We start from the raw sequence: 13,099 nt of genomic DNA, 5'->3' as shown, positions 1-13,099 counted from the left end.
GGCCCCACGACACCCGCCGACCGGCTTGCCGGCCGCGCGGCGGCGGCGCGCATCGTGCCGCACACAGGCGCCCGGCGCCGATACATCACAACCACAGGAGACAGACATGAATCGATGGAGCCTCGCGGCTGCCAGCGCGGTCACGGCCGCGCTTTTTCTGACCGCCTGCGGCGGCAGCGGTGGAGGCGGCGGCCTGCTGCTGCCCCCGCCCGCCAGCAACCCGCCCGCCACCAACCCACCGCCCGCGGCCAGCGCGCCCAAGTACACGCTCTCGATCGCCAAGACCGAGGACGTGCCCGGCAGCTTCGGCAGCGCCGGCGCCTACGAGAAGATCACCGGCACCTTCACCGGCGAGGTCGACCCCAAGGACACGCACAACGCCATCATCCAGGACCTCGCGCTCGCGCCGACCAATGCCAACGGCAAGGTCGAATACAAGTCCGAGTTCGTGCTCTTCAAGCCCAAGGACATGAGCAAGGCCAGCGGCGTGCTGCGCTATGACGCGCCCAATCGCGGCAACATCGTCAACCTCGATCCCTACTTCGCATCGCGCGGCTACGTGTTCCTCACCGCCGCCTGGCAGGGCGACGTGCCCGCCGCCGCCGGCAAGGTCACGCTGACCGTGCCCGTGGCGAAGAACCCCGATGGCAGCACCATCACCGGCCCCTACCGCGCCGAGCTGCTGCCCACCGTGGCCACCGGCGATTCGCTGCCGCTGCCCGGTGGTCCGTTCAATGCCGCGATGCAGGCCTATGCCACCGCCAGCCTCGACAACACCAAGCCGGGCTACGTGCTCACGCGCCGCATCAACGAGGAAGACGCGCGCCAGCTCATCCCGGCCAGCGAATGGAAGTTCGCCAAGTGCGCTGCCGGCACCCCGTTCCCGGGCACGCCCGACGAAACCAGCGTGTGCCTCAAGGCCGGCTGGGACCCGGCCTACATGTACGAGCTCGTCTACGTCGCCAAGGACCCGAAGGTGATGGGGCTGGGCCTCGCGGCGCTGCGCGACATGATCGCCTTCTTCCACCACGAGGCCAGCGATGCCGCCGGCACCGCCAATCCCGTGGCCAGCGCCATTCGCAACACCATTGCATCGGGCGTGTCGCAGTGCGGCAACTTCATGAAGACCTTCGTTCACCTCGGTTTCAACGAGGACCGCGCGGGCCGCAAGGTGTTCGACGGCGTGTTCGCGCAGATCGCCGCGCGCCAGACCAACATCAACACCCGCTTCGCCATTCCGGGCGGCGGCGGTGGTGTGCGCAGCGACCACACCGCCTTCGGCCAGGCCGGCACGCGCGGCCTGTCGAAGGACTACGTCGACGACGTGGCCCAGCGCCGCGGCGGCATCCTGTCGCGCTGCGAAGCCAGCGGCACCTGCCCCAAGCTCTTCATCGGCTTCAGCGGCACCGAGTTCTACGTGCTGCAGGGCTCGCCGCTCCTGACCGACGCCTGGGGCACCACCGACCTCGCGCAGCCCGCCAATGCGCGCGTGTACTACTACGCCAGCAGCCATCATCTGCTGGGCCTGCCCTCGATGCCCGGCAGCGCGGCCGGCGCGCTCTACGCCACCAACGGCAATGCCGGCGTGATCCCCGTGGTGCGCGCGCTCTACCAGAACCTCGAGGACTGGGTCGTGAAGGGCACCAACCCGCCCGACAGCCAGGTGCCCAGGCTCGCCGACAGCACCCTGGTGCGGCCGCAGCAGGTGAAGTTCCCGGCCATTCCGGGCGTGAGCTACACCGGCCTGGTCAACACCTTCTCGCTGCTCGACTGGGGTCCGAGCTACCGTCCGCAGGACGAGAGCGGCATCCCCACCCAGGTGCCGCCGGCCTACCTGGGCCGCGACTACGCCATCCTCGTGCCGCAGGTCGATGCCGACGGCAACGACATCGCCGGCATCCGCAGCCTCGACGTGGCCGTGCCGCTGGGCACCAACACCGGCTGGAACTACACCAGCAAGCCCGCCACCATCGACCAGGCCGGCCTGTTCGGCGCGTACTTCCCGTTCGCCAAGACCACCGCCGCGCGCACCGGCAGCGGCGATCCGCGCCTGTCGCTGCAGGAGCGCTACACCGACCAGGCGGGCTACGTGTCGGCCGTGACCGCCGCCGCCAACGACCTCGTCGCCCGGCGCTTCATGCTGCGCGTGGATGCCGACGCCGCGATCGCCGCCGCGGCCGCCACGCCGGTGCTGCCCTAAGCCTCGGTGGCAGCCTGGGCTTCGGCCGGTGCCTGGTGCACCCCGAAGCCCGAGCGGCCCGGCGCGATGTCGGGCCGCAGGGTGAGGGCGGGAATCTCGTAATCGCCATGGTTCTGGCGGCGAAACGGGATCGGCGCCGTGCTGAACAGCGTGTCCATCCTCGCCCCCAGCTCCTGTTCGATGCGTGCATAGGCGGCCGCGTCGACCTTGCCCGTGCGGTGCACCACGTAGGGCGGCAGCACCTCGAAGCCCGGGTAGTAGAGGATCCCGTGATGGATCGGGAACAGCAGGTCGTCCATCGGCCCGTTGATGCCGCGCGGCGCGTAGTGCGAGGCCCAGCCGCCCGTCGTGGTGACCACCATCGCGCGCCTGCCCGCCATCGAGCCTTCGCCGAAGCGGTCGCCCCAGTGGCTGTCGGAATGCTCGCCGACTCCGTAGGCGAAGCCATAGGCATAGATGCGCTCGATCCAGCCCTTGAGGATCGCCGGCATCGAATACCACCAGAGCGGAAACTGCAGAATCATCGCGTCGGCCCACAGCAGCTTCTGCTGCTCGGCCTCGATGTCGGCCGCCTGCGTGCCGGTTTCGAAGGCGCGCAGCGAATCGAGCGCGGGGTCGAAGGGAGCGGCCGCGTCGCGCGCCGGAAAGTCCGCCGCTTCGAGCGTGGGCTTCCAGCGCATCGCATAGAGATCGGAGGTGCGCACCGAATGGCCCTGGGCCTCGAGCCGATCGCGCATGAAGCGATGCAGCGAGCCGTTGAGCGAGGCGGGTTCGGGATGCGCGAGCACGAGGAGTACGTTCATGGATTCACCTGAGGTCATGAGGAAAGAAGAGGAGCGATGACCGCAGGTTAGGCAGCGTGGCGATATATTGGAAATGAATAGTTCGAATTCCAGAAATTGCCATGAACAATTTGAGTCGCCTCGACCTCAACCTGCTGCTCACCCTCGACACCCTGCTGGCCGAGCGCAACGTCACCCGCGCCGCCGAGCGCCTGAACCTCTCGCAGCCTTCGGTGAGCGTGCAGCTCGCCAAGCTGCGCGAGGTGTTCAAGGACCCGCTGCTCGTGCCCGCCCAGCGCGGCATGCGGCCCACCGCGCGCGCCGACGAGTTGCGCGAGCCGTTGCGCGAGGCCCTCGAATCGCTGGGGCGCGCCGTCGCGCCCAGCAAGCCTTTCGACCCCGCCGAGGCCACCACCACCTGGCGCGTGGCCGCCGCCGACTATGCCGAGTCGGCCATCCTGCTGCCCGCGCTCGCCGCCATCCGCGCCGCCGCGCCCCACACCCGTCTGGCCGTGGTCGAGGCAGTGCCGCTGCGCATGGCGCGGCAGCTGGAGCAGGGCGAGGTCGACCTGTTCTTTCACACCAGCGTGGGCGCGCCGCCGGGCCTGCACCGGCGCGTGCTGTTCCACGAACGCTATGTGCTCGCCGGCCGCGCCGGCCACCCGCGGCTGAAGAGTCGGCCAACGCTCGCGCAGTTCTGCGCGCTCGAGCACGTCGTGGTGTCGCTCGGCGGCGGCGGCTTCAGCGGGCCCACCGACGAGGCCCTGGCCGAGAAGGGCCTCACGCGGCGCGTGGCGCTCTCGGTGCCGCATTTCCTTTTCATGATCTCGGTGCTGCAGACCACCGACATGGTCGCGATGCTGCCCGAACGGCTGGCGCGCGGGGCTGCGGGGCTACGCGTGGTGGAGGCGCCGCTGGAGGTGCCGGGGTATGAGATGGCGATGCTTTGGCATGAGAGGAAGCATCGGGATGCGGGGCATCGGTGGGTGAGGGAGAGGGTGGTGGAGGGGGTGGGGCGGGAGTGAGGTTGGGGCGCTGGCGGGGCATCGGCTTCACCGTCCCGACCGTCTCAGGGATCAGCCAGCAGTGCGTTTCGCAGCGAATCGGCGTCGAATCGAGGTGAGCCATCGAGCACCCCTGAATCGTTGAATACACAGCTTCCCTCGTGCTTGCAGAAGGCATATGCAACGGCGCCTCCGAACTTCCAGTCGCCTCGGGTGGTGACGTTGACCATGTAGGGTCGACTGGAATCTTCCGTGATCTCTATCGGCACCATCGCTGATGGAGGTCCAGCAGAAGTCGTTGGGGCCTTCTCCCTCGAACATGAGGAAGGAGGTCATCAAGTTGGTAGCCAGGACGTCATCATTTCTGCGTAGAGACAACCGTGGAGGCGCTCTCCCCAGTTCGAGGAACACCTCGGCGACGAGCGACTCAACTTCCAAGACGTCGGCGGGCGGTTGCGAGATGGGGATGAACAGACTGTCTGCCACGCGAGCGAGTGTAGTAGCTCAAACGTGTGCGAAGGCCTGCCAGCGGTGCGAGCACAGCGGTTGATTCGTTCATCTATCCGTTCAGGGTGTCGTGCGTGCTGCCTTCCTTGCCTACATGGCGGGTCGTTGGGGTAGGGGAATTTGCTGTCGAGATTTACGGCGTGGAGAAGGGCTGAATGCAAACTCGGTGCGAAGTCACTAAAGTGGCCTTGCCGTTGACGGTCGGAGGGCGCGTGGTGCGCGACTGACGGAGGGAGTTTGACGGGGGAAAACCAGCGTCAGCGAACGCTGACTGAGATAATTGCGCAGGAAATTCAAAATCCCTTCACGATCCATGGCAAGCAAATTCGAGTGTCGGTGCGGTGCGTTGATCCGCAAGAACCTTTATGAAGGAAGCGGCCTGCGTTTGCTGGTTCCCGAAGAGCTCACTGATGTTGCAAGCGAGTCGACGAGTGTTGATGCTCTCTTGGACCACATCGTCGCCCAGTCGCCTATCGTTGCGATATGTTCACAATGTGGACTCCTTGCGATCGTCGACGACGTGGATCTGACGGTTGTCTTTTACGCGCCTGTCCCGTAGCGGTCAGAAAAAGCGATCGAGAGCGAAAATCGCCGTGAACGTACAAAGGATCTGGGAGGTCGACGTCTGTCGGGATGGGGGTTCCTACAGCCTGTGCTTCGACGCGGATGACGGGCGTTGGTACGAACTGTTCTTGCGGGTCCAACTCCACCGGAGTAGGCGGTCTACCCACCATCCACCAGTGATTTATCTAGAAGGGGTGGATGGCGGCAAAGTGGTGCAGGTGCTGACCTGGGTTGAAGCCCGACAGTTCGTGGCATCTCTGAACTACGACAGCCCTCGCTTCATCGAGTTGCTGAAGGTTATTGCCGTCGGGAGCGATCCTGCACGATAGCGCGCTCTTTTTGTCTTCGTCATTTCCGTTCTCCTTGCTCGGATTGAAAAACTCAGCGGTAGAGATTTAGAGCGCGGAAAAGGTGGTGGAATGCAAACTCAGTGCGAAGTCACCAAGATGGCCTGAGGGGAAATGGATGCGGTTCCATTGAAGGCCGGCCTTCAACGCATCGAATAGCGCAGGAGCGTCAGCCGCGTACCCGTATGGCCTCTTTCGCGAGCTTGTAGCGTTCTTCGAGGGCGGAGTGGGCTTCCGCACCGTGGGAGGGAAGCAATGCTCTGTAATGCGCAAAGTCATCCTCGAGCCAATCCATTCTTCCGCGAAGCACATCGATGGCGAAAGGCACTGCCCGGTAGAGGTGGGCGCCAGATGCATTGCCCGGATGATTCAGAAGCGTCTCTCGGACATGTTCGGGCTGCTCGTGACGCGCAAGGTACGGCAGAACAATGTCTTCGACGACAGCAGCGATCTCCGGCCCAGCGAGCTGCAAGCCTTCGGAACCCGTGATGGGCCAGATCGCGTGTTCAGGTTGTCGCCATCGTGTGCTGTCCAGTCCCATGGTCCCGGTTCTCAGCGATATGGTGTTGGGGCTGTTCTTGACCTGAGTGCATGAGAAAAGGTGCTTCCTGATGTCCTCCACTGCATCGATGTTCGTGCCGAAATCGAGGGTCAGGACCATCTTGGAAACGCCGAGGATGATGTAGCTGGTTCCACCTTCGAATGGTCGCCGGTACTGGGCCATGCTGCTCATGTAGCGGAAGTCCGGGAGCACCCGCTCCAGCGCGGCCGGGATCGACCGCAATATGTGCTTCTTGCCGACGAATTCGCCACCGCTGTAGCGATCGAAGCTTGCGTCCACAACGCCGGGTGGATCGTTGCCCGGAACTCCTCGGGGGAGGACTGACATCAAAGACCTTTCACTCGACCGCCCGACCGAACTGCATCGGGGAGGGCATCGCGTTCGCTCTCGTAGACCACGGTCGAAGCCGAGCCGGGCAGCTCCTTCTGCATCCTCTCGAGACATGCCTGGAGCAACTCGGCATCGAGCGGCAGGCGGTCTTTGAGAGTCTGCCATCCGACCAGTCGTAGCTGATGCGGCATGTCCACCAAGCCGGTGATGGCGTCCCAGAAAGCGTCCCAGTTCTTACCGTACCAGCCCGGAAACTCGAGAGATGTCGAGAGCCGTTGCTGGAGTTCGAGTGGACTGGCTACGTCGATCAGATCTATCGTCACTTCGCTCTTGCGATCATTCATCGTTGCTCCTGTTGGGCTCGGCTCCAGAGACCGCGGATCAATTCCAGGGATCATCATGGCCGAGTTTGCCGCCAGCGCGAACGGCTACTCTTGGCTGAGCTCCCTCTCGCAGCGGGTTTCAAACGCGCCAAAGAGCACGAGGAAGAGACTCGACGCACATGGGCGTTGAAAAATGGTATTCGTCGTGCGGTCTGGCTAGGTGCGCAAGCTGCCGAGCCTTGCTTTCGCCAGATTGAAGTCGTCGCGCCGCCGAAGACGAAACGGCGTCCAGCGGATCTTTCGACGGGCTCGCCGCGGTTGTCTCAGCCGGCGACTCGAACCCGCACCTGTACCTCATTGGACGAAAGCGTGCCTCTTTCAACATGCACCCGGTAGTCCGCATTCCTCTGAGGTAAGCGAAGTACCGCCATCAGGTCCAGGTAGAAGCGCACCTGTCCCGTCATCCCGAAAACCTCATGTGGCTGCCTGGGTGGGCGCTGCATGGGATTGGGTATCTCGTTGTCCTGCGGTGTCGGCGCGGGAACGGGGCCAGCGTAGCGCTGGCCGGTGGTGCTGTTGACCGCAACAAGCCTCATCTCGGGCGGGGCGGGCACGACGATGGGCATGACTGCCAGCCCGCACACCCACACAACTGCGGCCTGGCCAGGCTTCGTCCGGACCAGGGGAGGTGCCTCGATGACGATGCCTTGCCACCCCGGATCGCGAGGGGCGGCCGGCGCGCACGCCGATGTCTGGGACAACGGCATGCCCATGATGCCCAGGCATATGGCTGCCAGAAGCCATCGGAGTCTCTTGTGCGATGTCACAGCGCGTCACTGTGCGCACGGCGGCTGGCGTGCGCCAGTATCGAAAGTCACGCCGGCCTTTGCCGCCTCGCTGCTGCCTGAGGCCCAACGTGAGCAATGGCTGTAGGCCGCCGTTTTTAGCTTCGAGCCCAAGCGATGAGCTTCCATACCGCAATTGCCGCCGATACGACGAGGAGGGCGATGGAGACCAGTGATGTCGTGATCAGCGCGCTGCCATAGCCGGAAACGGGATCGTTGCACTGAAAGCCACCGAAGCCGAAGGCGCAGTAGCGCTCGTATATCGTGTTGGATGCGGTGAGAACGACGGCCAGGACCACCGTCACCGCAATGCTTATCGTGGGGAATCGCTTTGCAGTCATCGGTGTGTGGCGTCAGTGATTTCTTGTACCTGGCGCGAGGAATGATCGCCGCATCGGAACCATCGGACAAGGCCAACCGTGGCAGAACTCGCGAGTCGCACAGAGGAATGACTTTAGGCACTGGGAGGCTCATGAAAAAGAAGCTAGCTTCGTTGGTGCCCGAGATGAGCGGGCTGCCTGCAGGTCTGCGGGGCGGCTGCCGCCTATGTCCGATCTGGCGAGAACATCGGGCCCACCTTGCGCATCGTCAAAACAGAGAGGATGAGGAGTTGGACGTCGACCCCGTGCCGCCGGCCCCTTCCGGCGATGGGCTTGTCCTGTCGATGGATTCGGTACGGCTGCAGACGCTGCCGCACGGCAACATGTCTTCGGCGATCAAGAGCATCGCTCTTTTTCTAGGGCTCATGCCGCTGGGGATCGCGGCGTGGTTCTGCTCGATGCTCGCCGACGCATTTCGACAAGACACGGCCGACACGGCCTTCGTGCTCATCATGTCGGTATCGATCGCGGTGTTTGCGCTGATTGCAGTTGCCGCGCTGGTGCAGGCAGTGACCGCGCCCTATGCGTTTCCTACGCTCTTCAATCGGGCGACCGGCAAGGTCGTTCAGCTCAGGGGCAGGGAGCGCATCGAGGCGCCGTGGGCGCAACTGGTTCCCCAGGTGGACTCAATCACGGTGGGCGGCGCGCTGCGCTACCGTCTTTGCCTGAAGGCGCCAACGGAAGTCGATGCCGCGAAGATGCTCCTCGTGAGCAACGCAAGCAACAGCCCCGCCGATTGCCTCGCGCACTACGAGTTTCTGCGCAGGTACATGGCCGGCGACTGGCAGTGGCTGCCGAAGGTCGAATGCCTGGAAGGCATCAGAAGGCCGCTGTTGGAGGAGTTCAGCAACAACCTGTGGACGCAGATGACGAACTATCGGCCATGGGATGAAAGATCCGTGCTGGGGAGGGTGCTGTCTTCAGCCGCGTTGCTGTTGATCTCGCTGCTCTGGTGGCCGATGCTGCTGCTGACGCTGATCGGCTCTCGTCTCGGAAGGCTGCCTCGCTTATCGGCGGCCGACCTGGGTACCTGCTCGGAGTCGCTGCAAGACGTCGCGCAAGAACCTCTCCCAGTGTGCATTCTCCCGGCGCCTGCATTGGGGAGTACGGAACGGGCGGTCTATGTCGCGATTGCAGCGATCTCCACGGCGGCGTGGTGCTGGCCTGGTGCGGGTGTACTGGCGAGAATCGCGGACATGGCCCGCGCGCTGTAAGGTACTCGACCCACTGTCCACGCCGAACATGAAAACTCGCAAGCTCCTCGAGACCGACCTGCCAGCGTTGCTCGATCTCTACAAGCACCTTCACGAGACGGACGATCCGCGGCCCGCCCCGGTTGTCGTCGAGGCAGTCTGGCAGGAGATCCTGGCAAGTCGTCACTTCCACTACTTCGGGGGATTCGAGGGCGCCGAGCTGGTCTCCAGCTGCAATCTGACCTTGATCCCCAACCTCACGCGCGGTTGCAGGCCGTACGGGGTCATCGAGAACGTGGTGTCGCATGCGGCGTACCGCGGCAGAGGCTACGCAAAAGACTTGTTGGCCCAAGCGCTCGACACTGCCTGGGCTGCAGGCTGCTACAAAGTGATGCTGATGACCGGCCGCAAGGACGAGGCGACGTTGAAGTTCTACGAGTCGGCCGGCTTCGATCGGCACGGAAAGCAGGCCTTCATTGCGAAGCCTCCTTCGAAGGCCGGTTAGTCTTCTCACGCAAAGTGCCGGCGGCCATCACAGGTGCCTGCGACCCCACCTAGGTCAGATTCAACCCGCCGTCCGACAGCAGCACTTCGCCAGTGAGGTAGTCCGAGGCAACCAGCATCGCAACGGCGTGTGCGATGTCGTCCGGGCTGGCGGCCCGGTGCATGGGCGCACGCTCGCGCCACAGCGCCTGTGCGGCGGTCCAGTCTGCTGTGAGCGGCGTGTCGACCAGACCTGGCGCCACGGCGTTGACGCGAATGTCCGGCCCCAGCGACAGTGCGAGCAGGCGGGTCATGTGATTGAGCGCGGCCTTGCTGACCGCATAGGGAATGGATGCGCCCTTGGGGCGAACGCCCGCGTGCGAGCTGATGTTGACGACGCAGCCCGCGCGACGGCGCAGGGCGGCCTCGCGCAAGGCCGACTCGGCCAACGTAACCAGATGGAACGGCGCCACGACATTGACCTCGTGGAGTTCGTGCCACACCGCGGCAGTGGCGGCGGCGAGGTCTGCGTGCGGAATGACTTTGCTGATGCCGGCGTTGTTCACCAGCACGTCGAGTTGGCCCCACGCGGCGATTGCTTCGCTGACGAGCCGCACCCTGTCTGCTTCCGAGGAAAGGTCGGCTTGTACATAGATGGCCTGCTTCATCTCGGCAGCCATTGCGCGACCTGTCTCCGCGGAACTTCGAGAGTGAAGGACCACGGCATAGCCCGCGTGATTCAGCTTGCGCGCGATGGTGGCACCGATGCCGGAAGTGGACCCCGTGACCAACGCGACACGAAGCGTGGGATCGGTGGTCGGATTGACGTTCATCTGGAAAGCCTCAGTCTGGTTGCGATCGAATGCACCGTTGCCGCCGCTCCGAACGAGCGATGAACACGGCGATGCCCAGCGAGAGCAGCGACGTGGTCGACATTGCCGCGAGCAGGGCGGTACGTGGATGGGACTCGTCGACGAACAGCCCGGCCGCAAAGGCGATGGCACCGGCACCGATGGCCGTCATGGCCGAAGCCAGGCCCAAGGCGGTGCCTGCGAAGCCCGCGTGGATCGACAGCACCCGGCTGTTGGCCGCGGGCATCGTCAATCCGTTGCCGAGTCCCACGCACACGCAGGGGCCGAAGAACGCGAGTGGATGAGAAATCCCCAGCACCGCCAACGCCACGGCCGCCAGCAGGCCGGCGCAAGTCAACAGCCGCCCTGCAATGATGAACCGGATGGGCTGCCACCGTTGCCCGCAGCGCGCGAGCGTGAAGCTTCCGACGATGAAGCCCGCGGGAACCAGTCCCATGTAGGCGCCCACCATCGCGGCGGAGGTTCCATAGGTCTGCATGGCCACGGCTGGCGCGCCGCCGATGAAGACGTAGAGCGTGCCGATGGAAGAGGCCATGCAGAGTCCATAAGCCCAAAGCTGCGCGGAGCGAAGCAACTGGCCGTAGCCGCCGAGCTGCTTCGACATCGCCGTGGAGCGATGGTGGTGGGTCTCCGGCAGGCAGCGCAGCGCCAGGCAAAACGCCATGGCGCCCATGAGCGCGAAAGCGGCGAAGTTGGCGCGCCAGCCCAGCCAGCTGTCGAGGACGCCACCCACGGTGGGGCCGAGCATCGGGGCAATCGCCCAGGCGGACGAGACATAGCCGATCTGGCTGACCATCCCTTCGCCCGCCGTGTCCCGGATCGCGGCCAGCGACATGGCGTATCCGGCAATGGCGCTACCCTGCAGCAGCCTGCAGGCCAGGAACACTTCGATGCTGTGCGCGAAGAAGCACCCGATGGAGCCGATCACGAAGACGAGCAGCGCGACCAGCAGCACGGGCCGACGCCCGAACCTGTCGGACAGCGCGCCGGCGATCAGGTGCGTCAACGCGGTGACGACGGCGTACCCGGCCACGGCGACATTGACCGTCGCGAACTCGGCGTCGAACTCCCTCGCGATGCTCGGCAGGGAAGGAACGAACATGTTCAGCGGCAGAACGCCGAGCGCCGACAGGGCTATCAGCAGCCAGAGGGGTGGGGCGTTTCGATGATGGGGCGGCACGGGGCAACTCCTTTGCGCGCATTCCTCTTGCGGGGATGCGGTGACCTGACAACAAGAGCCATCCGTCGAGGATGGGTACGTGGTGGCTCTCGTCGGGTCAACAGGAGCTGGGGTTCATCGGGCCTTTGGGGCTGGATGAGGGGGCGTGCGATTTGCTACGCGTCGAGTTTGTGGACTCGGGTGGGGGGACTCTACACGACGCGGGCGCGCTTGTTTCCCATCGTGGGCGTGCGCGGCCGGCGTCGGTCATCGCCGTCGAGCCGGACTACCGCCGGGTCGCGATGAATGTCGCAGGCAGTATCAACATTCATCTGTCCGCTCGCGTGGTTCGTACGCGGCGGGGATTACGTTCCATGAACCCGGACCATTGGGTTGCCAGGTCAGCAGGCCGATCAGGTCGCCTTCTTCGCTGTAGACACGGATGTTCGCGGGGTTCAGCGCAGTCGGTGCCCTATAAACTCCACCACCGATGAATCCCCATGATTCGATGAACCCGAAGTCGCATCCCTCGTGCTTGAACAAGGGCTGCGGGACATCCATGAACAAGTAGTTGGTCCCGCCGCAACAGAGCGAACGAGGTGGATGGCGGCGGAGAAGTCGCCACCGTAGATACGTTGCGACTTGCTCCTGCACAAGTGGCGGGTCCAGATGTCCTGTCTCGAGAGGGAACTCCACCGGCCGACCCGCGCGGACTGCTGCATAGGCCTCCTCGAACACGCGCACCGCTGGAATGTCCTCGGCAAATGCAACCGCTGCGCAGTCCTTGCACCAGCACGGCCTGACAGGGACCCTGTACAACTCGCTGGATGGAATCTGCGAACCAAATGGAGTGCGATCGAAGTTGAAGTGATAGCAGCCGTCGCTAGGCGCGACATCGAACCGCTCGCGACAACTGCTGCATTGATAGAAGCTTCGTAGCATCATGAGGTTGAGCGTTGTGTCGGATCGTAGGTTTGCTCTCGGCGGACTCTATTCGAGCGAGACCCGTCAGCAACCTCAGCGGGACGTCTTTTCGTTGCTGCGGCGCGTACGCAACGCTCCAATTGCCGGCTTTCTAAAGCAGTGTTAGCCTTCGGTACCCAAACATTGATTCGCCATTGCGTTGCGGTAGGAAAAGCCGCACCAGAACACCATGAAGCAGTTCCCAACCACCGAACAAGCACCGAAGACCCGCGAAGCCGCGGCCGTCTCGCTGCGTGCCGAATTCGCAGAACCGCTTTCCTAGAGCCTTTCACACCTGGAGGCTCGGCCTCCGTGTTCCACAAGACCCGGTAGGCCTCGAGCCACCGGGTTTTTTTGTTTTTCGCCTGCCCCTTTTGGAGATCCGGACATGAGCCTCGAACGAGAACGTCTTCTTTCCGCCGCATTCGCTGCCGGCGCGGTGCCGTGCGTCGACTCCGTGGAGTGGTTCGTGTAGAGCTTCTAGGCCCTCGTGTGCCTGGAGGTCCATCCTTCAGGCCGAAAAGAAAGCCTGTCGGGTGGTCCACCCGGCAGGCTTTTTTTTCGCCCGCATGGCGGGCATCGCGA

General features: G+C 64.2%; 12 protein-coding genes. 4 read left to right on the top strand and 8 right to left on the bottom strand.

Annotation, left to right across the window (positions count from 1 at the left end; genetic code table 11):
- Nucleotides 1-106: 106 nt before the first annotated feature.
- Nucleotides 107-2,200 (top strand): alpha/beta hydrolase domain-containing protein, encoded by a 2,094-nt coding sequence (locus BM109_RS10815; protein ID WP_093342743.1) that lies wholly within the window; start codon nucleotides 107-109, stop codon nucleotides 2,198-2,200.
- On the opposite strand, the gene BM109_RS10810 is transcribed toward BM109_RS10815, so the two are convergent.
- Complete coding sequence (locus BM109_RS10810) at nucleotides 2,197-3,003, bottom strand: NAD(P)H-dependent oxidoreductase (RefSeq protein ID WP_093342742.1); 807 nt, start codon at nucleotides 3,001-3,003, stop codon at nucleotides 2,197-2,199. The genes BM109_RS10815 and BM109_RS10810 overlap by 4 nt on opposite strands.
- A 101-nt stretch (nucleotides 3,004-3,104) precedes the next feature.
- Here BM109_RS10810 and BM109_RS10805 point away from each other — a divergent pair, with 101 nt between their 5' ends.
- Nucleotides 3,105-4,007: a LysR family transcriptional regulator gene (locus BM109_RS10805; RefSeq protein ID WP_093342740.1), complete on the top strand. Its 903-nt coding sequence runs from the start codon at nucleotides 3,105-3,107 to the stop codon at nucleotides 4,005-4,007.
- Nucleotides 4,008-4,051: 44 nt separating this feature from the next.
- Here BM109_RS10805 and BM109_RS41180 read toward each other — a convergent pair whose 3' ends face one another.
- The 5 genes from BM109_RS41180 to BM109_RS10790 form a co-directional block, all read right to left on the bottom strand.
- Complete coding sequence (locus BM109_RS41180) at nucleotides 4,052-4,216, bottom strand: hypothetical protein (RefSeq protein WP_177239309.1); 165 nt, start codon at nucleotides 4,214-4,216, stop codon at nucleotides 4,052-4,054.
- Nucleotides 4,217-5,573: 1,357 nt separating this feature from the next.
- The gene (locus tag BM109_RS10800) at nucleotides 5,574-6,293 is read right to left on the bottom strand and encodes a hypothetical protein (RefSeq protein ID WP_143129144.1); all 720 of its coding nucleotides are present in this window, start codon (nucleotides 6,291-6,293) and stop codon (nucleotides 5,574-5,576) included.
- Complete coding sequence (locus tag BM109_RS10795) at nucleotides 6,293-6,640, bottom strand: barstar family protein (protein ID WP_093342737.1); 348 nt, start codon at nucleotides 6,638-6,640, stop codon at nucleotides 6,293-6,295. Before BM109_RS10795 ends, BM109_RS10800 begins: the two co-directional genes overlap by 1 nt.
- Before the next feature lie 302 nt (nucleotides 6,641-6,942).
- Entirely contained in the window at nucleotides 6,943-7,245 is a 303-nt protein-coding gene (locus tag BM109_RS40725; protein WP_143129143.1) for a hypothetical protein, read from the bottom strand.
- Nucleotides 7,246-7,562: 317 nt separating this feature from the next.
- Entirely contained in the window at nucleotides 7,563-7,805 is a 243-nt protein-coding gene (locus BM109_RS10790) for a hypothetical protein (protein ID WP_093342736.1), read from the bottom strand.
- Between the two features lie 269 nt (nucleotides 7,806-8,074).
- Here BM109_RS10790 and BM109_RS10785 point away from each other — a divergent pair, with 269 nt between their 5' ends.
- Both BM109_RS10785 and BM109_RS10780 read left to right on the top strand, forming a co-directional pair.
- Nucleotides 8,075-9,058, top strand: coding sequence for a hypothetical protein (locus BM109_RS10785; protein WP_143129142.1), 984 nt, complete (start codon nucleotides 8,075-8,077; stop codon nucleotides 9,056-9,058).
- 28 nt (nucleotides 9,059-9,086) lie between these two features.
- Nucleotides 9,087-9,542, top strand: a complete 456-nt coding sequence (locus BM109_RS10780) for a GNAT family N-acetyltransferase (RefSeq protein ID WP_093342733.1) — start codon at nucleotides 9,087-9,089, stop codon at nucleotides 9,540-9,542.
- Between the two features lie 49 nt (nucleotides 9,543-9,591).
- Here BM109_RS10780 and BM109_RS10775 read toward each other — a convergent pair whose 3' ends face one another.
- Both BM109_RS10775 and BM109_RS10770 read right to left on the bottom strand, forming a co-directional pair.
- On the bottom strand, nucleotides 9,592-10,353 hold the full coding sequence (locus tag BM109_RS10775) for an SDR family NAD(P)-dependent oxidoreductase (RefSeq protein WP_093342732.1): 762 nt from the start codon (nucleotides 10,351-10,353) through the stop codon (nucleotides 9,592-9,594).
- Nucleotides 10,354-10,363: 10 nt separating this feature from the next.
- Nucleotides 10,364-11,572: a Bcr/CflA family efflux MFS transporter gene (locus BM109_RS10770; protein WP_093342731.1), complete on the bottom strand. Its 1,209-nt coding sequence runs from the start codon at nucleotides 11,570-11,572 to the stop codon at nucleotides 10,364-10,366.
- Between the last annotated feature and the right edge of the window lie 1,527 nt (nucleotides 11,573-13,099).

Source organism: Variovorax sp. PDC80, from assembly GCF_900115375.1.
In the GTDB taxonomy this organism is placed as follows: Bacteria; Pseudomonadota; Gammaproteobacteria; order Burkholderiales; family Burkholderiaceae_C; genus Variovorax.
The sequence above is the reverse complement of the archived record's forward strand: the minus strand, read 5'-3'. Positions and strand labels throughout refer to the sequence as shown.

Bases quoted from the DNA above. Each gene is read 5' to 3' on its own strand.
- BM109_RS10800 (WP_143129144.1), bottom strand. From the start codon at position 6,293: ATGTCAGTCCTCCCCCGAGGAGTTCCGGGCAACGATCCACCCGGCGTT.
- BM109_RS10775 (WP_093342732.1), bottom strand. From the start codon at position 10,353: ATGAACGTCAATCCGACCACCGATCCCACGCTTCGTGTCGCGTTGGTC.
- BM109_RS40725 (WP_143129143.1), bottom strand. From the start codon at position 7,245: ATGCCCATCGTCGTGCCCGCCCCGCCCGAGATGAGGCTTGTTGCGGTC.
- BM109_RS10815 (WP_093342743.1), top strand. From the start codon at position 107: ATGAATCGATGGAGCCTCGCGGCTGCCAGCGCGGTCACGGCCGCGCTT.
- BM109_RS41180 (WP_177239309.1), bottom strand. From the start codon at position 4,216: ATGGTCAACGTCACCACCCGAGGCGACTGGAAGTTCGGAGGCGCCGTT.
- BM109_RS10810 (WP_093342742.1), bottom strand. From the start codon at position 3,003: ATGAACGTACTCCTCGTGCTCGCGCATCCCGAACCCGCCTCGCTCAAC.
- BM109_RS10790 (WP_093342736.1), bottom strand. From the start codon at position 7,805: ATGACTGCAAAGCGATTCCCCACGATAAGCATTGCGGTGACGGTGGTC.
- BM109_RS10805 (WP_093342740.1), top strand. From the start codon at position 3,105: ATGAACAATTTGAGTCGCCTCGACCTCAACCTGCTGCTCACCCTCGAC.
- BM109_RS10780 (WP_093342733.1), top strand. From the start codon at position 9,087: ATGAAAACTCGCAAGCTCCTCGAGACCGACCTGCCAGCGTTGCTCGAT.
- BM109_RS10795 (WP_093342737.1), bottom strand. From the start codon at position 6,640: ATGAATGATCGCAAGAGCGAAGTGACGATAGATCTGATCGACGTAGCC.